Raw genomic sequence first — 22,246 nt, 5'->3', positions numbered from 1 at the left:
GCCGCCGCACTTCCGACCGGACCGATCGACATTGCTCTCTTTCGGGCAGAAGTGATCAGTCCGCAGCGGTGGGCGATCGCGCCTCGACGAAAAGTGTTCATGCCGCTTTCACGCGGCTTTCTCACCTCATTGATGGACTGCCAGGAGTGCGTCCTCAATACGCGAAGAACGGCCCAGTGCGCTCCCGCTTCGCTTTTACCCGCCCGTTGTCGGCCTCGGACGCCGCACCGGCATGGCCGGCTTCGTCCTGCCCTCTTCGTCCCCCCGAAAGCCCTCCCCGAAGGTGTGTCCCGGCATGCGCGAAAACGGCTCTCTCCCCTCGGAATCCGTTCCCGAAGAGTTCTTCGGCACGACCGCCGCCCAACAGGGCGTCTGGTACGGGCAACTCCTCGACCCCGACAGCCCGAAATACAACGTCGGTGAATGCTTCGAGATCCGGGGCGACCTCGACACGAAACTGTTCGCCGCCGCGGTCGACCGGGCCTGCGAGCTGTGCGACAGCCTCAACCTCGAGTTCGTCACACAGGGCGACACCCTCCGCCAGCGCGTCGTCCGCCGGCCCGGCACCGGCCGGCTGCACACCGAGGACCTGTCCGGCGCCGCCGACCCGCAGGCCGAGGTCGAACGCTATCTGGCACGGGACATGGCCACCCCGGACGTGCTCGACCGCCCCCACCACCACTTCGCCCTGCTCCGCGCGGGCAGCCGGCTCCACTACTGGTACGTCCGCTTCCACCACATAGCCGTCGACGGCCTCGGCGGCGCCGTCTTCACCCGTGTCGTCGCCGACCTCTACGCGCGCGCGGTCCGGGGCGAGGACCTCACCGCGGCGGTCCTGCCCGAGCCCGCCCCGCTGCGCGCCCTCGTCGACGACGAGACCGCCTACCGCGCGTCCGGCCGCTACGAGGCCGACCGCGCCTACTGGACCGGCAGGTTCACGGACCTCGCCCCGGACACCGGGGACACCGCGCACAGCGGCCGCACCCTCATCCGCCGCCGCACCGACCTGCCCGCCCCGGCCACTCCGGGCGACGCCCCGACACCGGCCGCACCCGGAACACCTGCCGCCACCGGCACCCCCGGCATACGGCTGCACACCGGCGAATCGCTGCCGGTCGGCGTCTTCGACGACCTGCGCGCCCTCGCCGCCGCCCACCGCACCACCTGGAGCGCCGCCCTGGTCGCCGCGGTCGCCGCCTACACCGCCCGCGCCACCGGAACGTCCGACGTCACCGTGGGCCTCGCCTCCAACGGCCGGCACGGCGGCCTGCGCCACATCGTCGGCATGACCTCCAACATCCTGCCGCTGCGGCTGACGCCCACCCCCGACACCACCGTCGGCGCCCTCGTCCGCGCCGTCGCGGACGAGATGCGCGCCGCCCTGCGCCACCGCCGCTTCTCACGCGAACAACTCGCCCGCGAACTCGGCGGCGGCGACGAGGCGGCCCGCCTCACCGGCATCGTCGTCAACATCATGGGCTACGACTACGACCGCGACTTCGCCGGCATCCACGCCCCGTCCCGAGTACTGTCCATCGGCCCGGTGGACGACGTGTCCCTCTTCGTCTCCGAACGCGGCGAGGGCAAGGGCCCGCTCATCGGCTTCGACGCCCGGCCGGACCTCTACGACCCCGAGGACGTACGGCTGCACGAACAGGCCGTCGTCTCCTTCGTGACCGCGCTGGCCACCGCCGACCCCGGCCGGCTCCTGCGCGACCTGCCCCTCGTGGACGAGGCCGCCGCCCCCGCCCTGCGCGCTCGGGGCCGCGGCACCGCACTGCCCGCCCCGGCCGTCGCCCGGACCCTGCCCGAGGCGTTCCGCGGGCAGGCCCGCCGCACCCCGGACGCCCCGGCCGTCGTGGACGGCGAGCACACCCTCACGTACCGGCGGCTGGAGCGCGCGGCCGACGACCTCGCGAGCGCGCTCACCGGCCTGGGCATCGGCGCCGAGGACGGCGTCGGCGTCCTCCTCGGCCGCACGGCCGCCGTCCCCGTCGCCTCCCTCGCCGCCGTCGCGGCGGGCGCCGCCTACGTGCCGATGGACGCCGCCTGGCCCGCCGAACGGCTCGACCGCGTCACCGCAACCGCCCGCGTCCGCGCCCTGGTCACCGACGAGACGACCGCCCGCGCACCCTGGGTCCGCGAGGCCGCCGCAGGACTCCCGCTCCTCGTCCTGGACTGCCGGGGCCGGGTGCTGCACGGCGCCCCCGAGCGGCCCGGACCGCTCCCCGCGACCCGCAGACCCGACCGGCTCGCGTACGTCATGTTCACCTCCGGCTCCACCGGGCTGCCCAAGGGTGTCGGCGTCACCCACGCCGACGTATTGGCCCTCGCCGCCGACAGCACCTGGCGCGACGGCGTCGGCGATGCCGTCCTCATGCACTCCGCCTACGTCTTCGACGCCTCCACCTTCGAGATCTGGGTGCCGCTCCTCAACGGCGGCCGGGTCGTCGTCGCCCCCGGCGGCGTCCTGGAGGCGCACACCGTCCGCGAGGCGGTGCGACGGCACGGGGTCACCGCGCTGTTCCTGACGACGGCCCTGTTCAACGTGATGGCCGAGGCCGACCCGCAGGTGTTCGCCGGGCTGCGCGTGGTCGCCGCCGGCGGCGAGGCCGCCACCCCCGGACTCATGCAACGCGCCGCAGCGGCGTCCCCCGGCACGCTCGTCCTGCACGTGTACGGCCCCACCGAGACCACCACCTTCGCCTCCCGCCACCCCGTCACCGCCGACAGCACCGGTGTGCCGCCCATCGGCCGCCCCCTGGACGGCATGAGCCTCCACGTCCTCGACGACACCCTCGGACTCGTCCCGCCCGGCGTGGTGGGGGAGCTGTACGTGAGCGGCCACGGCGTCGCCCGCGGCTACCAGGGCCGCGCCGCGCTCACCGCCACCCGCTTCGTCGCCGACCCCCACGGAGCGCCCGGCGCCCGCATGTACCGCACCGGGGACCTGGTGCGCTGGACCGCCGAAGGCACCGTCGAGTACGTCGGCCGGGCCGACGGCCAGGTCAAACTGCGCGGCTTCCGCATCGAACCCGCCGAGACCGAACACGCCCTGCTCACCGACCCGGACGTACGCGGCGCCTGCGTCGTCGTCCGCGAGGACACCCCCGGCGACCGCAGACTCGTCGGCTACGTCGTGCCCGCGCCCGGCTCCCGCCCGGACGCCGCCGCCCTCGCCCGCCGCGTCGGACGCACCCTGCCCGCCTACATGGTGCCGTCCGCCTTCGTCGTGCTCGACGCCCTGCCCCTCAACCCCAACGGCAAGGTCGACCGCCGCGCCCTGCCCGCGCCCCGGACCGCCACCGGCACCGGCCGCGCCCCGCGCACCGCGTACGAAGAGGTGCTGGCCGGACTGTTCGCCGACGTCCTGGGCGTGGGCGCGGTCGGCATCGACGACGACTTCTTCGCCCTCGGCGGCCACTCGCTGCTCGCCACCCGCCTCACCGGCCGGGTCCGGACCGCCCTCGGCGCCGAACTCGCCCTCCCCACGCTCTTCGAGCACCCCACGGTCGCCTCGCTGGCCGCCGTGCTCGACACCGCCGGCGCCGCCCGGCCCGTCCTCGTACCCCAGCCCAGGCCCGACGTACTGCCGCTGTCCCACGCCCAGCGGCGCCTGTGGTTCCTCAACCGGTCCGAGGAGCCCGGCGACACCTACAACGTGCCGCTCGTCCTCGAACTCGAAGGCCCCCTGGACACCGGCGCACTGCGCGGCGCCCTGGCCGACGTCGTCGCCCGGCACGAGAGCCTGCGCACCCTGTTCGGCGAACACGAGGGCGTCCCGCACCAGCGCGTCACCGCCCCGCAGGACGCCGCGTCGCTCGTCCCCCTCCCCGTCGAACACCCCCCGGCGGACGGGGACACCGACGCCTGGGAGGCGCGGACGGTACGCCGGCTGAGCACCGCCCCCTTCGACCTCGGCCGGGACGCAGCCGTCCGCGCCCATCTGCTGCGCCCGGCGCCCGGCCGGCACGTCCTGGTGCTCGTCCTGCACCACATCGTCGCCGACGGCTGGTCCCTCGCCCCGCTCACCCGCGACCTGGCCGCCGCCTACCTGGCCAGGACCGACGGCACCGGCACCCCCGACTGGGCGCCGCTGCGGGTCCAGTACGCCGACTACACCCTCTGGCAGCACCGCCTCCTCGGCGACGACGGCGACCCGGACAGCCCGGCCGCCCGGCAGACCGCCTTCTGGCGCGAGGCGCTGCACGGCGCCCCCGCACTGCTCGAACTGCCCCTGGACCGGCCCCGCCCGGCGACCCCCAGCCACCGGGGCGCCTCCGTCCCCTTCGCCCTGCCCGCCCCGGCGCACACCGCGCTCGTCCGGCTCGCCCGCACCGCGGGCTGCACCCCGTTCATGGTGCTCCAGGCGGCCCTCGCCGTGACCCTCGGCGCCCACGGCGCCGGCACCGACATCCCGCTGGGCACCGCCGTCGCCGGACGCACCGACGAAGCCCTGGACGACCTCGTCGGCTTCTTCGTCAACACCGTCGTCCTGCGCACCGACCTGTCCGGCGACCCGACGTTCGGCGAACTCCTCGACCGGGTCAAGCGGTTCGACATCGCGGCCCTCGGCAACAGCGACCTGCCCTTCGAACGCGTCGTGGAGGCCCTCAACCCGGAACGCTCCGGCGGCCACCACCCCCTCTTCCAGACCATGCTGGTTCTCCAGAACCAGGAGCGGGCCGAACCGGCCCTGCCCGGCATCACCGTCCGCGACCGGTCCCGCCACCACGGCGGCAGCAAGTTCGACCTGACCTTCTCCCTGACGGAGCGCACCGGGCACAGCGGGGCCGGAGAGAACGCCGGCGCCGGTGGCATCGGCGGCTACCTCGAATACGCCACCGACCTCTTCGACGCCGCCACCGCCCGCGCCCTCTGCGACCGCTTCGCCCGCGTCCTCACCCAGGCCGTGACCGACCCGGACCGCCCCATGGGCGAACTCGACCCGCTCAGCCCCGCCGAACGGGACGGCCTGCTGGTCCGGGGACGCGGCACCGACCGGCCGCTGCCGGCCACCACCGCCCCGGAGGCGGTCCGGGAACACGCCCTGCGCACCCCCGACGCCATCGCCGTACGCGACGCGCACACCCACCTCACCTACGCCCAACTCGACGCACGGGCCGACGCCCTCGCCCACGCCCTGCGCGCACGCGGCGCGGGCCGGGAAACCCTGGTCGCCGTCGCCGCACCGCCCTCCGCGCACACAGTCGTCGCCCTGCTCGCCGTGCTGCGCTCCGGCGCCGCCTACGTACCGGTCGACCCGGAGTACCCGCAGGCCCGCATCCGGCACATGCTGAACGACGCCCGCCCCGTCCTCGTCCTCACCACCGGACAGGCGCACGCCGGGCTGCCCCTCGACGGCATACCGTGGCTCGCCCTCGACACCCGGCCCGCGCCCTCCGTACCCCCGGCGGAGCCGCTCCCGGAGGCGCCGCGTCCGGCGGACCCGGCCTACGTCATCTTCACCTCCGGGTCCACCGGCCGCCCCAAGGGCGTCGTCGTCACCCACACCGCGCTGGCCAACCACATGGCCTGGATGGCACGGCATCTGACGCTCACTCCGCACGACCGGGTGCTGGCCCGTACCTCCACCAGTTTCGACGCCTCCGTGTGGGAGGTGTGGCTGCCCCTGATGCACGGCGCCGAAGTGTGCGTACTGCCCTCCGGCGCCAACACGGAACCGGCCGCCCTGGTCTCCTGGATGGACCGCTTCGGCGTCACCGTCGCCCAGTTCGTGCCCTCGCACCTGGCGCTCGTCCTGTCCGAGACCGGCCGCACCGCGCCCCCGCCCGCACTGCGCGCCGTCCTCTGCGGAGGGGAACCCCTGCCGCGCGCCCTCGCCGAGTCCACCGCCACCCGGTGGCACACGGAGGTCCACAACCTCTACGGCCCCACCGAGACCACCATCGACGCCACCGCCCACCGCGTCCCCGCCGCACCGGACACCCCGTACGAGACGGTGCCCATCGGCCGGCCCGTGGACACCATGCGCGCCCACGTCCTGGACCACCGGCTGCGACCCGTCCCGCCCGGCGTCACCGGAGAGCTGTACCTCGCCGGACCCAACCTCGCCCGCGGCTACCTGAACCGGCCCGGCACCACCGCCGCGCGGTTCGTCGCCGACCCCTTCGACCACACCGGCACCGGTGCCCGCATGTACCGCACGGGCGACCTCGTCCGGTGGACCGCCAACGGGCTGCTCGACTACGTCGCCCGCGCCGACGACCAGGTCAAACTGCGCGGCTTCCGCATCGAACCCGGCGAGATCGAGGCCGCCCTCCTCGCCCGGCCCGGCGTCACCGCCGCCTGCGCCGTGATCCGGGAGGACACCCCCGGCGAACGCCGCCTCGTCGCCTACGCCGTCACCACCGGCCCCGCCCCGCACGCCGCCGCCCTGCGCACCGCGCTCGCCGACGCGCTGCCGCACTACATGGTGCCCGCAGCCGTCGTCGTCCTGGACGAACTGCCGCTCCTGCCCAACGGCAAGACCGACCGGCGCGCCCTGCCGCGCCCCGACGACGAGCCCGCCACCACCGCGGCCGCCGGGCCGCGCACCCCGCGCGAGGACCTGCTCGCCGGGATCTTCGCCGAGGTCCTGGGCCGCCCGGCCGTCGGCCCGCACGACAGCTTCTTCGACCTCGGCGGCCACTCGCTCCTCGCCATGCGCGTCGTCAGCCGCGTCCGCACGGTCCTCGGCGCCGACATCGCCGTACGCACCCTGTTCGAACACCCCACCGTCGCCGGGCTCCTGAACGCCCTCGACAGCCGGGAACGGCCCCGGCCGCCCGTGCTGCCCGCCGCCGAACGGCCCGACCCGCTGCCGCTGTCCCACGCCCAGCAGCGGCTCTGGTTCCTCAACCGGCTCGAAGGACCCGGCTCCGACTACAACATCCCGCTCGTCCTCGACATCGAAGGCCCCCTGGACACCGACGCGCTGCGCGCCGCCCTCCGCGACGTCGTCGAGCGGCACGAGGCCCTGCGCACCGTCTTCCCCGAACGCGACGGCGTGCCCGAGCAACGCGTGCTGCCCACCGACGCCGTCGCCCCCCGGCTGCCCGTCGAGAGCACCGCACCCGCACACCTCGAAGCGGCCCTCCTGGACGCCGTGAGCGAACCCTTCGACGTGCTCTGCGACCCGCCGCTGCGCGTCCGGCTGCTGCGCACCGCGCCCGGCCACCACGTCCTCGTCCTCGTCCTGCACCACATCGCCGGCGACGGCTGGTCCCTCGCCCCGCTCGCCCGCCACCTCGCCGACGCCTACCGGGCCCGGCTCGCCGGACGGGAACCGGAGACCGGCGCCGGGCTCCAGTACGCGGACTACACCCTGTGGCAGCACACCGTCCTGGGCGACGCGGACACCCCCGGCAGCCTGCTGCGCGAGCAGCTCGACCACTGGCACACCGCGCTCGCCGGACTCCCCGGCCTCATCGACCTGCCGCTCGACCGCCCGCGCCCCGTCACCACCGACCCCTCCGGCGCCGTCCACGCCTTCGACGTACCGCCCGCCCTGCACACCGCGCTCCTGCGCGTGGCCGGGGAGACCGGCACCACCCTGTTCATGGTGCTCCAGGCGGCCGTCGCCACCCTGCTGCACCGGCACGGCGCGGGCGACGACATCCCGCTCGGCACCCCCGTCGCCGGCCGCACCGACGAGGCGCTGGAGGACCTCGTCGGGTTCTTCGTCAACACCCTGGTCCTGCGCACCGACCTGTCCGGCGCCCCCACCTTCACCCAACTCCTGGCCCGCGTGCGGGAGTTCGACCTCGCGGCCTACGCACACCAGGACGTGCCGTTCGAGCGGCTGGTGGAGAGCGTCAACCCGGTCAGGGCCCGCAACCACCACCCCCTCTTCCAGACCATGCTCGTCCTCCAGAACCAGGAGGCCGTCCGCCCCGAACTGCCGGGGCTCACCGTCGAGGACCGGCTCGTCCACAACGGCCTCAGCAAGTTCGACCTCACCTTCGCGTTCGGCGAGGAGAGCGGCCGGGGCGGCCTCACCGCCGGAATCGAATACGCCACCGCCCTCTTCGACCGCGCCACCGCCGAAGCCCTCGCGCACCGGCTGCTCAGGCTCCTCGAACAGATCGCCGCCGACCCCGCCCGGCCACTCGCGGACTACGACCTGCTCACCCCCGACGAGCGCTCCCGCACCACGGGCTGGGGCACCGGCCGGGCCCTGCCCGCCCCCGCCCCGGACACCACCCTGCCCGCCCTCTTCGCCGTTCAGGCCCGCCGCACCCCCGACGCCGCGGCCGTCTCCGGCGACGGGATCACCCTCGGCTACGCGGCCCTCGACGCACTGTCCGCCACGCTCGCCGCCGCCCTGGCCGGGGCCGGAGCGGCCCCCGAGACCGGCGTCGGCGTCCTGCTCTCCCGGTCACCGGCCGTCGTCACGGCCTCCCTCGCCGCGGTCCGGGCCGGCGCCGCCTACGTCCCGATGGACGCCCGCTGGCCCGCGGAACGGCTCGAACAGGTCGCCGCCGTCGCGGACGTACGGGTCCTCGTCGTGGACGAGCCGGCCGCCGCCTCCGCCTGGGTGACCGAAGCCGCCCGGCGCATCCCGGTCCTGGTCGTGGACCGCACCGGGCGCCTCCTGCGCGGCGCGCCCCCGGTACCGGGCACACCCGCCGCCGTACCGGGGCCCGAATCCCTCGCGTACGTCATGTTCACCTCCGGCTCCACCGGCCTGCCCAAGGGCGTCGGCGTCAGCCACGCCGACGTGGTCGCGCTCACCGCCGACTCCGCCTGGGACGCCGGCGCGGCCGACGCCGTCCTGATGCACTCCGCGTACGTCTTCGACGCCTCCACGTACGAGATCTGGACGCCGCTCCTGCGCGGCGGGACGGTCGTCGTCGCACCGGAAGGCGTCCTGGAGGCCCGCACCCTGCGCGACGCGGTCCGCGAACACGGCGTCACCGCCGTGTTCCTGACGACCGCCCTGCTCAACGTCATCGCCGACACCGACCCCGGCGCCTTCACCGGCCTGCGTCTCGTCTGCGCCGGCGGTGAACTCGCCTCGCCGGACGCCATGCAGCGCGTCGCGGGCGCCGCGCCCGGCGCACGCGTCCTGCACGTCTACGGGCCCACCGAGACCACCACCTTCGCCACCCGTTACGATGTCGCCGCCGACCTGCCCGCCGGGCCGCCGCCCATCGGCCGCCCCCTGGACGGCATGCGGCTGTACGTGCTCGACGCCTCGCTGGGCCGGGTCCCCGCAGGCGTCACCGGCGAGCTGTACCTCGCGGGGCGCGGCGTCGCCCGCGGCTACACCGGGCTGCCCGCCCTGACCGCCACCCGGTTCGTCGCCGACCCGTTCGACCCGGACGGCGGACGCATGTACCGCACCGGCGACCTGGTGAAGTGGACCGCCGACGGGCACATCGCCTACGTCTCCCGCGCCGACAGCCAGGTCAAACTGCGCGGCTACCGCATCGAGCCCGGCGAGATCGAGTCCGTCCTCGCCTGCTGCGAAGGCGTCGCCGACTCCTTCACCGCCGTACGCGAGGACATACCCGGCGACCGGCGGCTCATCGCCTACGTGGTGCCCGCCGGGAGCGCCCGCCCGGACCCCGCCGATCTCGCCGAGGCCGTCGCCCGCTCCCTGCCCGCCTACATGGTCCCGTCCGCGTTCGTCCTGATCGACGCGCTGCCGCTGACCGTCAACGGCAAAGTGGACCGCCGCGCCCTGCCCGCCCCCGAGCAGCGGCCCGCACCGCGCGGACGCGCCGCCCGCACCGCGCGCGAGGAGATCCTGTGCGGGCTCGTCGCCGATGTGCTCGGCCTGCCGGCCGCGGGCGCCGACGACGACTTCTTCGCCCTCGGCGGCCACTCCCTGCTCGCCACCCGCCTGGTCGCCCGCATCCGCACCGCGCTCGCCGTCGAGGTCCAGGTCAAGGCGGTCTTCGAACACCCCACGCCCGCCGCGCTGGCCGCCGCGCTGGACGGCGCCGAAGCCGCCGCCCTGCCGCTGGAGCGCGCCGCACAGCGGCCCGACCCGCTGCCGCTGTCCTTCGCCCAGCAGCGCCTGTGGTTCCTCAACCGGTTCGAGGGGCCCAGCGCCACCTACAACGTGCCGCTCGTCGTCCGTCTGGACGGCCCGCTCGACACCCCGGCCCTCGGACAGGCCCTCGCCGACGTCGTGGAACGCCACGAGAGCCTGCGCACCGTCTTCCCCGAGACCGGCGGCGTACCGCGCCAGCACATCCTCGGCGCCGACCGCGCCGACCTCGACCTGACCCCCCGGAACACCGCCCCCGACCGGCTGGACGAGGCGCTGACCGCCGAGGTCGCGCACACCTTCGACGTCACCACCGACCTCCCCGTACGGGCCCGGCTGCTGCGGCTCGGGGCCGAGTCCCACGTCCTGGTGCTCCTCGTCCACCACATCGCCGGCGACGGCTGGTCCCTCGCCCCGCTCGCCCGCGACCTCGGCGACGCCTACCGCCGCCGCAGCCGGGGCGAGACACCCGGCCGGCCCGCACCGCGCGTCCAGTACGCCGACTACACCCTGTGGCAGCGCGCCCTCCTCGGCGACGAGCACGACCCCGGCAGCCGCGCCGCCCGCCAGCTGGACTTCTGGCGCACCGCCCTGGCCGGCGCGCCCGGACTGCTCGCCCTGCCCGCCGACCGGCCCCGCCCCGCGACCCTGACCTACCGGGGCGACGCCTTCGCCTTCCCCGTGGACGCGGACACCCACCGCAGGCTCGCGGAACTGGCCCGCGACCGGGGCTGCAGCCTCTTCATGGTCCTCCAGGCCGCCCTCGCGGTCCTGCTGCAGCGGCATGGCGCCGGCGACGACATCCCCCTGGGCACCGCCGTCGCCGGCCGCACCGACGAAGCCCTCGACGATCTGGTGGGCTTCTTCGTCAACACCCTCGTCCTGCGCACCGACCTCACCGGCGACCCCACGTTCGCCCAGGTCCTCGACCGGGTGCGGGCCTTCGACCTGGCCGCCTACGCCCACCAGGACCTGCCGTTCGAACGGCTGGTGGACGCCCTCAGCCCGGCCAGGGCCCAGGACCATCACCCGCTCTTCCAAACCATGATCGTCCTCCAGAACCAGGCCGGCGGCACACTCGGCCTGGACGGCCTCACCGTCACCGAACAGCCCGTGCACACCGGCATCAGCAAGTTCGACCTCACCTTCACCTTCACCGAGACCCGCGACGACACCGGCCTGCCCCAGGGCCTGGACGGCGTACTGGAGTTCGCCACCGACCTCTTCGACCCCGCCACCGCCCACGCCCTGGCCGCCCGGCTCACCCGGCTGCTCGCCTCGCTCGCCGCCGCCCCCGACGCACCCGTGCGCACCGCCCCGCTCCTGGACGACGCCGAGCGCGCCGCCCTGGACCGGGCCGCGCGCGGCGCCGTCCGGCCGGTGCCCGCGCAGACGGCACCCGAGGCGTTCCGCGCCCGGGCCGCCCGGACCCCCGACCGGACCGCCGTACGGGCCGGGGCGCGCCGGCTCACCTTCGCCGAACTCGACGCCCGCTCCGACGACCTGGCCCACCGGCTGCACGACCGGGGCATCGGCCGCGGCGACCTCGTCGCCCTCGCCGCCCCCGGCACCGCCGAACAGGTCGTCGCCATGCTCGCCGTGGCCAAGGCCGGGGCCGCCTGCCTGCCCGTCGACCTGGACTACCCCGAGGCCCGCGTCGCCCACATGCTCGACGACGCCCGCCCCGCCCTGTTCCTCGTCCACGACCCGGCGCGCGCCGCCCGCTTCACCTCCGTGCCCCGCCTCGCGCTCGGCGACCCGGACCCCCGGACGCCCGGACGCGGCGCACCGCCCGCCACCGCCGCGCCCGGCCCCGACGACGCCGCCTACGTCATCTACACCTCCGGCTCCACCGGCCGGCCCAAGGGCGTCGTCGTCACCCACCGCGCCCTCACCAACCACATGGCCTGGATGGCGGACCACTTCGGCCTCACCGACGACGACCGGGTCCTCGCCCGCACCTCGCCCAGCTTCGACGCCTCGGTCTGGGAGACCTGGCTGCCCCTGCTGCACGGCGGCGCCACCTGCCCCGTCGAACCCGCCCTCAACCACGACCCGGCCGGGCTGCTGGCCCGGATGCGCGAGGAGGGCGTGACGATCGCCCAGTTCGTGCCCTCCCACCTCGCGCTCCTGCTCACCGAGACCGGCCCCGAGCAGGCGCCCCCGGCGCTGCGGGCCGTCGCCTGCGGCGGCGAGCCCCTCACCCGCGCCCTGGCGCAGCGGGCCGCCCGCGCCTGGGCGGCCGGCGTCCACAACCTCTACGGCCCGACCGAGACGACGATCGACGCCACCGCCCACGCCCTCGGCCCCGTACCCGCCGGGGAAGCGGCGGGGGAGGGCGGCGTACCGCTGGGCCGCCCCGTCGACAACACCCGCGCCCACGTCCTGGACGCCGCCCTGCGGCCCGTACCGCCCGGTGTGACCGGCGAACTGTACGTCTCCGGCGACGGCCTGGCCCGCGGCTACCTCCACCGCCCCGGACTGACTGCCACCCGCTTCGTCGCCGACCCCTCCGGCCCGGCCGGCAGCCGCATGTACCGCACCGGCGACCTCGTCAGACGCGACGCCGAGGGGCTGCTCCACTACGTCTCGCGCGCCGACGACCAGGTCAAGCTCAACGGGTTCCGCGTCGAACTCGGCGAGATCGAGGCCGCCCTCACCGCCCTCCCCGGCGTCACCGCCGCCTGCGCCCTGATCCGCGAGGACCGACCCGGCGAACGCCGTCTGGTCGCCTACACCACGGGCACCGGCCGCCCCACCGACACCGAACTGCGCACCCGGCTCACCGCCGCCCTGCCGCCGTACATGGTGCCCGGCGCGTTCGTCGCCCTGGACGCGCTGCCCCTCCTGCCGAACGGCAAGACGGACCGCGCCGCGCTCCCCGAACCGGCACGCCCCGCCGCAGGCCGCCCGGTCCGGGAACCGCGCACCGCGCGGGAACGCGTCCTGTGCGACGCCTTCGCCTCGGTGCTGCGCGCCCCGGCCGTCCGCACCGACGACGACTTCTTCGCACTCGGCGGCGACAGCATCCTGTCCATCCAGCTCGTCAGCCGCGTCCGCGAGGCCGGGTTCGCCGTCACCCCCCGCGACGTCTTCGTCCACCGCACCCCCGAGGCCATCGCGGCCGTCGCCGCCCCGCTCGACGACGCCACCGCCGAACCGGCCGGCCACGGCACCGGCGCGATGGCACCCACCCCCATCGCCGCCTGGTTCCTCTCCCGCCCCGGCGCCGGCGACGGCTACAACCAGTCCGGCGTGCTGAGCACCCCGGCCGGAGCCGACGAGGACGGCCTCGTCGCCGCACTCCAGCTCGTCGCCGACCACCACGACATGCTCCGCCTGCGCGTCACCCGTACCGCCGCCGGCGACCCCGTACTGGAGACCCTGCCCGCCGGAGCCGTCACCGCGCGCCGCCGCTTCACCCGCGTGGACATCGCCGGGCTCGACGCCGAAGCCGCCCGCACCGCCCTCACCGAGGCCGGCGAACGCGCCCGCCGGCGCCTGCGGCCCGCCGCCGGAGCCGTCTTCGAGGCCGTCTGGGGCGACGCGGGCCCGCGGGAACGCGGCCGGCTGCTCCTGGTCGTGCACCACCTGTCCGTCGACGCGGTCTCCTGGCGCATCCTCGCCGAAGACCTCGCGCACGCCTGGCGGGCCGTCACCACTCCGGGCACCGCACCCGCGCTGCCCGCCGCCACCACCTCGTACCGCCGCTGGTCCCAGCTCCTCACCGAACAGGCACGGACCCCCGAACGCGTGAGCGAACTGCCGCTGTGGGAGGAGACGCTGCGCACCCCGGACCCGCAGCTCGGCTACCGGCCGCTCGACCCCCATCTCGACACCGCGGACGGCACCCGCACCCTCACCACCCATCTGCCCGCCACCTGGGCCAAGCCCCTGCTCACCACCGTCCCCGGCGCCTTCCACGCCGGAGTCGACGACATCCTGCTCACCGCCCTCGCCCTCGCCGTCAACGCCCGGCGACCGGCGGGAGGGCACCCGGCGGGCCGGCGCCCGGACACCGCCGTCCTGCTCGACCTGGAGAGCCACGGCCGCGAACAGCTCGCCGACCACATCGACCTCTCCCGCACCGTCGGCTGGTTCACCAGCCTTTACCCCGTACGGGTCGATCCCGGCCCCCTCGACGCCCGCGACCCGGCACGCTTCGACGCCACGCTCGTTGAACGCGCAGTGAAGCGCGTCAAGGAACAGCTGCGTACCGTCCCCGACCACGGCGTCGGACACGGCATGCTGCGCCGCCTCAACCCCGCCACCGCCCCCCGGCTGGACGCCCCCGCGCCCCAGATCGGCTTCAACTACCTGGGCCGGTACGCCGCCCCCGGCCGGGCGGCCGACGCCGACTGGCAGGTCCTGCTCGACGCCGGCGGCCCGCGCAGCCAGGACCCCGACATGCCCGTGCACCACGTCCTCGACATCAACGCGCACACCGAGGACCTGCCGGACGGCCCGCGCCTCGTCGCCCGCTGGACCTGGCCCAGCGACCTGCTGAAGGAGGAGGACGTGGGCGCGCTCGCCGAGGCGTTCGCCCGCGCCCTGCGCGCCATCGCCGAACACGCCGAACAGCCCGGAGCAGGCGGCTACACGCCGTCCGACCTTCCCCTGGTCTCGCTCAACCAGGCCCAGATCGACCGACTGCAGAACAAGTGGGGTGGACGCAAGTGAACGGGTTCCAACTGGAGGACGTACTCCCGCTGACGCCGCTGCAGGCCGGGATGTACTTCCACGCCCTCTACGACTCGCACGCCGTGGACGTCTACACCGCGCAGTTCGTCTTCGACCTCGAAGGCCCCGTCGACGTCCCCACCCTGCGCGCCGCCGTCGCCGGCCTGCTGCGCCGCCACGCCAACCTGCGCGTCGGCTTCCTCCACGAGGACCTGGACGAACCCGTGCAGGCGGTCGCCGCCGAGGTCCCCGTACCCCTGGAGGAACTGGACCTGACCGGCGCCGACGAGGTACCCGACCGGCTCACCGCCTTCCTCGCCGCCGACCGCACCCGCCGCTTCGACCTGGCGACGCCGCCCCTGCTGCGGTTCACCCTCGTCCGCACCGGGCCGGACCGGCACCGCCTGGTCATGACCAGCCATCACATCCTGTTCGACGGCTGGTCGCTGCCGCTGCTCGTACGGGAACTGTTCGAGCTGTACGCCACCGGCGGCGACGACACCGCCCTGCCCCGCGTCACCCCGTACCGCGCCTACCTCGTCTGGCTCTCCCAGCAGGATCGTGCCGCCGCCCTCGACGCCTGGTCCACCGCCCTCGCCGGCATCGAGACCCCGACCCTCCTCGCGGACCGCGAAGGCCCGGACGGCGGAGCCGAACTGCCCGAGACGCTCGTCCTCGACCTGGACGCCGACACGACCAGCCGGCTGCGCGAGACGGCCCGCGCCCACGGCATCACCCTGAACACCCTGGTCCAGGGCGCCTGGGGCCTGCTGCTCGGCCACCTCACCGGCCGCGACGACGTCGTCTTCGGCACCACCGTCTCCGGACGACCGCCGGAGATCCCCGGCGTCGAATCCATGGTCGGCCTGTTCATCAACACCGTGCCCGTACGGCTGCGCCCCGCCCCCGGCGAGACCCTGGCCGCCCTCCTGACCCGGCTCCAGAGCGAACAGGGCGGGCTCCTCGGCAGCCAGCACGTCGGCCTCAGCGACATCCGGGGCGTCACCGGCCTCGACGAACTCTTCGACACCCTCGTCGTGTTCGAGAACTACCCGATGGACGCCGAAGCCCTGCGCACCGCCCAGCAGGGCCTGCCCGGCCTCGCCGTCACCGGATTCAGCGGCACCGACGCCGCCCACTACCCGCTCACCCTCACCGTCGCCCCCGGCGACACCCTGCGCATCACCTTCGGCTACCGGGCCGCCGTCCTCGACCGCCAGACCGTCGCCGAAACCGTCTCCCGGACACGGCAGCTCCTGACGGCCTTCGCCCAGGACCTCGACCGGCGCGCCGACACCGCGCCCTTCCTCCTCGACGGCGAACGTGAACAACTCGTCGCCCGCGGCACCGGCGCCGCCCTCCCCGCCGGCACGGCGGCCCTGAGCATCCCCGAAGCCGTCGCCGAGCGGGCCGCCCGCCACCCGGACGCCGTCGCCGTCACCGGGGCCGGCGAACAGCTGACGTACCGGCAGCTCACCGAACTCGCCGACCGGCTCGCCGCAGCCCTCACCGGCCTCGGCACCGGCGCCGAGGACGGCGTGGGCATCCTTCTCGCCCGCTCCGCCGCCACCGTCACCGCCTCCCTCGCCGCCCTGCGCGCCGGCGGCGCCTACGTACCCCTGGACCCGCGCTGGCCCACCGAACGGCTCCACCGGGTCACCGAGGTCGTCCCGCTGCGCGTCCTGGTCGTCGACGACACCACCGCCGACCTGCCCTGGGTCCGCGGACTCGGCCCCGACACGGCCGTCCTCACCGTGGACCGGGCCGGCCGCATCCAGACCGGAGGACCCGCCGCACCGGGCCCGCTGCCCGCCGCACCCGGCGGCACCCGGCTCGCGTACGTCATGTTCACCTCCGGCTCCACCGGACTGCCCAAGGGCGTCGGCGTCAGCCACGCCGACATCGCCGCCCTCGCCGCACACCGGGGCTGGGACGACGGCGCCGCCGACGCCGTCCTGCTGCACTCCGCGTACGTCTTCGACGCCTCCACCTTCGAGATCTGGACCCCGCTGCTGCGCGGCGGCCGAGTCGTCGTCGCCCCCGAGGGGCCGCTCCAGCCCGACGTCCTGCGGAACATGGCCACCCGGCACGGCGTCACCGCGGTGTTCCTCACCACGGCCCTGTTCAACGTCCTGGCCGAGACCGACCCCGGCGCCCTCGGACAGCTCCGGCTCGTCGCCGCCGGCGGCGAGGCCGCCGCCCCCGGCGTCATGCAGCGCGTCGCCGCCGACCACCCCGGCACCACCGTCCTGCACGTCTACGGACCCACCGAGACCACCACCTTCGCCACCGGCCACCACATCAGCCCCGGCCACGCCCCGGACGGCGCCCCGCCCATCGGGCACCCGCTGGACGGCATGCGCGCCTACGTCCTGGACGCGGCCCTGAGCCCCGTACCGCCCGGCGCCGAGGGCGAGCTGTACCTCGCCGGCGCCGGCGTCGCCCGCGGCTACCTCGGCCGCGCCGCCCTCACCGCCACCCGCTTCACCGCCGACCCCTTCGCTGGCGGCGGGGCCCGCATGTACCGCACCGGCGACCTGGTCCGCCAGGACGCCGACGGCACCCTGCGCTACGTCGCACGCGCCGACCAGCAGATCAAACTGCGCGGCCACCGCATCGAACCCGCCGAGATCGAAACGGTTCTGCGCGACCACCCCGCGGTGCGCGCCGCCTGCGTCCTCGTCCGCGAGGACCTGCCCGGCGACCGCACCCTCACCGCCTACGTCGTCCTCGCGCCCGGCGAGTCCCCGGACCCCGGCCTGCTCGCCGCACACGTCGGCCGGCACCTGCCCGCCTACATGGTGCCCGCCGTGATCCAGCCGCTGGACGTCCTCCCGCTCACCCCCAACGGCAAGATCGACCGGGCCGCCCTGCCCGCCCCCACCGCCCCGCGCACGGCGGCGGGCCGGGCCCCGCGCAGCGCCATGGAGGAGATCCTCGCCGGACTCTTCGCCGACGTCCTCGGCCTGGACCGGGTCGGCACCGACGACAGCTTCTTCGCCCTGGGCGGCCACTCCCTGCTCGCCACCCGCCTCGTCGGCCGCATCCGCACCGCCCTGCACACCGAGACCGACATCCGCACCCTCTTCGAACACCCCACCGTCGCCGCGCTCGCCACCGCCCTGGAAGGCGCCGAGGGCGGCACCCGCCCCCCGCTCGTACCGCAGCCGCGCCCCGCCGAACTGCCCCTGTCCTACGCCCAGCAGCGGCTCTGGTTCCTGCACCGGCTCGACGGGCCGTCCGCCACCTACAACATCCCGCTCGCCGCGCGCATCGACGGACCGCTCGACGCCGACGCCCTGTGCACCGCCGTCGCCGACCTCATCGCCCGGCACACCGCCCTGCGCACCGTCTTCCCCGAGGGCGAGAACGGGCCCCGCCAGCACATCACCGAGCCCGACGACGTCCTCATCCCCTTCGCCATGGAGAGCGTCGAGGAGGCGAAGCTGCGCGACCGCGTCGCCGCCGCCACCGCCGAGGCCATCGACATCGAGCACAGCCTGCCGCTGCGGGCCACCCTGCTCCGACTGGCCCCCGACGCCCACGTCCTGGTGCTCGTCGTCCACCACATCGCCGCCGACGGCACATCCCTGGCCCCCCTCGCGCACGACCTGGGCCTCGCCTACCGGGCCCGCGTCCGCGGCGAGGCACCGTCCTGGGCGCCGCTGCCCGTCGACTACGCCGACCACACCCTGTGGCAGCGCGACCTCCTCGGCGACGAACAGGACCCCGACAGCCTCGTGTGCCGCCAGCTCAGCCACTGGAAGCACGCGCTGGCCGGTCTCCCCGAGGCGGTCGAACTCCCCCGGGACCGGCCGCGCCCCGCCACCTCACGGCACACCGGCGCCACCCTCGGCTTCACCGTCGACCGCGCCACCACCCGCCGGATCACGGAGCTGGCCCGCGCCTGCGGCTCCAGCGCCTTCATGGTCCTCCAGGCCGCCCTGGCGACCGTCCTCTCCCGGCACGGCGCCGGCGACGACATCCCGCTGGGCACGGCCGTCGCCGGACGCACCGACGAGGCGGCGACCGGACTCGTCGGCTTCTTCGTCAACACCCTCGTCCTGCGCACCGACCTCTCCGGCGACCCCACCTTCCGCGAACTCCTCGGCCGCGTCCGGGAATTCGACCTCGCCGCCTACGCCCACCAGGACGTGCCCTTCGAGCGGCTGGTCGAACTCCTCAACCCCGCCCGCGCCCAGAGCCACCACCCGCTCTTCCAGACCATGCTCGTTCTGCAGAACCAGGGACCCGCCGCCCTGGACCTGCCCGGCCTCACCGTCACCGGAGTGCCCGCCGAGGCCGAGGTCAGCAAGTTCGACCTGTCCTTCGCCTTCACCGAGCGCCACGACGGGAGCGGCGCCCTCGACGGCATGCGGGCCACCGTCGACTACGCCACCGAACTCTTCGACGAGGACACCGTCCGGCACCTCGCCGACCGCCTCGTCCTCCTGCTCGACGCCGTCACCGCCGACCCGGACCGCCCCCTGCACACCTACGACCTGCTCAGCCCCGCCGAACACGCCCGGCTCACCGACCTCGGCACCGGCCCCGCCGGCGACCTGCCCCCCACCACGGTCCCCGCCCTCTTCGAGGAATGGGCCCGGCGCACCCCCGGAGCCCCGGCCGTCCGCGACGCCCGCACCACCCTCACCTACGCCGAACTCGACGCCCGCGCCGACGCCCTCGCCCGCCACCTCACCGACCGGGGCGTGGGCCCCGAGGACCGGGTGGCCGTCGCCCTGCCCCGCACCCACCAGCTCGTCGTCGCCCTGCTCGCCGTCCTCAAGGCCGGCGCCGCCTATCTGCCGCTGGACCCGGACTACCCCGCCCAGCGCCTGTCCTACATGCTCGACGACGCCCGCCCCCGGCTCCTGCTCACCACCCCCGAACTCCACCGCGGCCTCCCGCCGCACACGGTGCCCCACCTGTACACCGACGACCTCGGCCCGGCCGCCCCGGCAGCCGCGCCCGCCCGCCCCCGCCTCGACCCGGCCCACCCCGCGTACGTCATCTACACCTCCGGCTCCACCGGACGGCCCAAGGGCGTCGTCGTCACCCACCGGGGCGTCCGCGCCATGGCCGGGACGCAGGCCGAACGGCTGAACGCCGGACCGGGCAGCAGGGTGCTGCACATGGCGTCCGTCAGCTTCGACGCCGCGTTCTGGGAGCTGTGCATGGGGCTGCTCACCGGCGCCTGCCTGGAGATCGACACCCGCGACGCCCTGCTGCCCGGCCCCGCCCTGGCCGGACTCGTCCGCGAACGGGGCGTCACCCACCTCACCATCCCGCCCGCCGCCCTCGCCGTGATGCCCCCGGACTCCCTGCCCACCGGCCTCACCATGGTCCTCGCCGGCGAGGCGTGCCCGCCCGCCCTCGTGCACACCTGGGCCCGGGACCGCGACCTCGTCAACGCCTACGGCCCGACCGAGACCACCGTCTGCGCCACCATGAGCGCCCCCCAGCACGCCCGGGGCCCGCTCGCCCCCGACCGCACCGTCCCGATCGGCGCCCCCGTGGCCGGCACCCGCGTCCACATCCTCGACCGGTGGCTCGAACCCGTGCCGCCGGGCGTCACCGGCGAGCTGTACATCTCCGGCGAAGGCGTCGCCCGCGGCTACCTCGGCCGGGCCGGCCTCACCGCGTCCCGCTTCGTCGCCGACCCGTTCGACCGCGCGGGCGGGCGCATGTACCGCACCGGGGACCTGGTCCGCCGCACGCCGGACGGGCGCCTCCTCTACGTCTCCCGCGTGGACGACCAGGTCAAGCTGCGCGGCTTCCGCATCGAACTCGGCGAGATCGAGGCCGCCCTCACCGCACACCCCGCCGTCGCCGCCGCCTGCGTCACCGTCCGCGAGGACCGCCCCGGCGACCGGCGCCTGGTCGCCTACACCGTCCCGGCCGAAGGCGCCGCCCCCGGCTGGGCCGAACTGCGCGCCCACCTCGCCGGCAGCCTGCCCGAGCACATGATCCCCGCCGCCCACGTCCGGCTCGACGCCCTGCCCGTGACGCCCAACGGCAAGACCGACCGGCGCGCCCTGCCCGCACCCGACCACCGGGCCACCGCGCCCGGACGCGCCCCGCGCACCGCCCGCGAGCGCGCCCTGTGCGAGGTGTTCGCCCAGACCCTCGGCGTTCCCGAGGTCGGCGTCACCGACGACTTCTTCGCCCTCGGCGGCCACTCCCTGCTGGCCGTGACCCTGGCCCGCCGCATCGGGGAACGCTGCGGCCGGCGTCCGTCGCTGCGCGCCCTGTTCGCCACCCCCACCGTCGAAGGCGTGGACCGCCTGCTCGGCAGCGCGCCGGGGGAGGAGGAGCCCGAGGAGGCGGCGGCCCCGGACCTCGCCGCCGAGGTCCGGCTCGCCCCCGACATCACCGCCGCGCGCCGGCCCACGGACCCCGGAGCCGACCCGGCGCGCCGCCCCGCACGCCCCTCCGCCCGGCCGCTGCTCACCGGCGCCTCCGGCTTCCTCGGCGCCTTCCTGCTGCGGGACCTCATCGAGGCGGCGGACGGACCGGTCGACTGCCTGGTCCGCGCCGCGAGCCCCGACAGCGCGGCCCAGCGCATCCGGGCGAACCTGGAGCACTACGGCCTCTGGCGCCCCCGGTACGCGGACCTGATCCACCCCGTCCCCGGCGACCTCGCCGCCCCCGGCCTCGGCCTCGCGGCGGACGAGCGCACCGCACTCGCCCGCCGCCTGGGACCCGTCCTGCACAACGGCGCACGGGTCAACTTCGCCGCTCCGTACGGCGATCTGCGCGCGCCCAACGTGGCCGGCACCGAGGAACTGCTGCGCCTCCTCGCGGACTCCGGCTCGCCCGGCCTGCACTACGTCTCCACCACCGGCGTGTACGCCCCGTCGCGCGGCACGGACCCCGAACCGCTCACCGAGTCGTCCCCGACCGGCCCGGCGGAGGAGCTGCCCGACGGCTACTCCCGGACGAAGTGGGTCGCCGAACAGCTCGTCGGCCTCGCCCGCGAACGCGGCCTGCCGGTGACCGTCCACCGCCCCGGCCGCATCAGCGGAGACACCGCGACCGGTGCCTGCCAGGACCGCGACCTGCTCTGGCAGCTCATCAAGGGCTGCCTCCAGGCCGGGGCCGTGCCGGACCTGGCGCACGGGACGACCGACTGGGTGCCGGTGGACTATGTCGCCGCCGCCATCGCCGCGCTCGCCACCGCCGACCGGGTCGCCGAACAGGCGTACCACTACACCAACCCGGAGGCGCCGTCTCTCGACCGCGTGTTCGAGGTGGCGGGTCGCCTCGGGTACGCGCTGCGGCCGGTGAGCCCCGAGGAGTGGCGGGCCTGCGTCGCCGAGCACCCGGACAACGCCGCGCAGCTCTTCCTGGGCGACGACGGGCAGGCCGGCGAGGACGACGCGGACCACCGCCGCTTCGACTCCGGCCGCACGGAACGCGCCGCGGCCGCGGCCGGGGTATGCCGACCGCCCCTCACCGACGACGTCCTGACGCGCTATCTGACGTACTTCCAGGTCACCGGCTTCCTCCCGGCGCCGGGGGAGACCGGCCTGTCCTGATCGATCACACATCCACCGATTTCAC

The 22,246-nt window shown here is 75.5% G+C and carries 2 protein-coding genes; both read left to right on the top strand.

Annotated features, from left to right (window positions below; all coding sequences use genetic code 11):
- Nucleotides 1–295: 295 nt before the first annotated feature.
- A complete protein-coding gene (locus OG710_RS01100) occupies nt 296–14,680 on the top strand; it encodes an amino acid adenylation domain-containing protein (RefSeq protein WP_330237659.1) in 14,385 nt (4,794 codons plus the stop codon).
- Nucleotides 14,677–22,221, top strand: coding sequence for an amino acid adenylation domain-containing protein (locus OG710_RS01095; RefSeq protein WP_330237658.1), 7,545 nt, complete (start codon nt 14,677–14,679; stop codon nt 22,219–22,221). The genes OG710_RS01100 and OG710_RS01095 overlap by 4 nt, the downstream gene beginning before the upstream one ends.
- The last annotated feature ends 25 nt before the right edge of the window (nt 22,222–22,246 follow it).

Source organism: Streptomyces sp. NBC_00525 (assembly GCF_036346595.1).
Lineage (GTDB): Bacteria > Actinomycetota > Actinomycetes > Streptomycetales > Streptomycetaceae > Streptomyces.
Note: the sequence above shows the minus strand (reverse complement) of the source record. Positions and strands in the feature narration are given on the sequence as shown.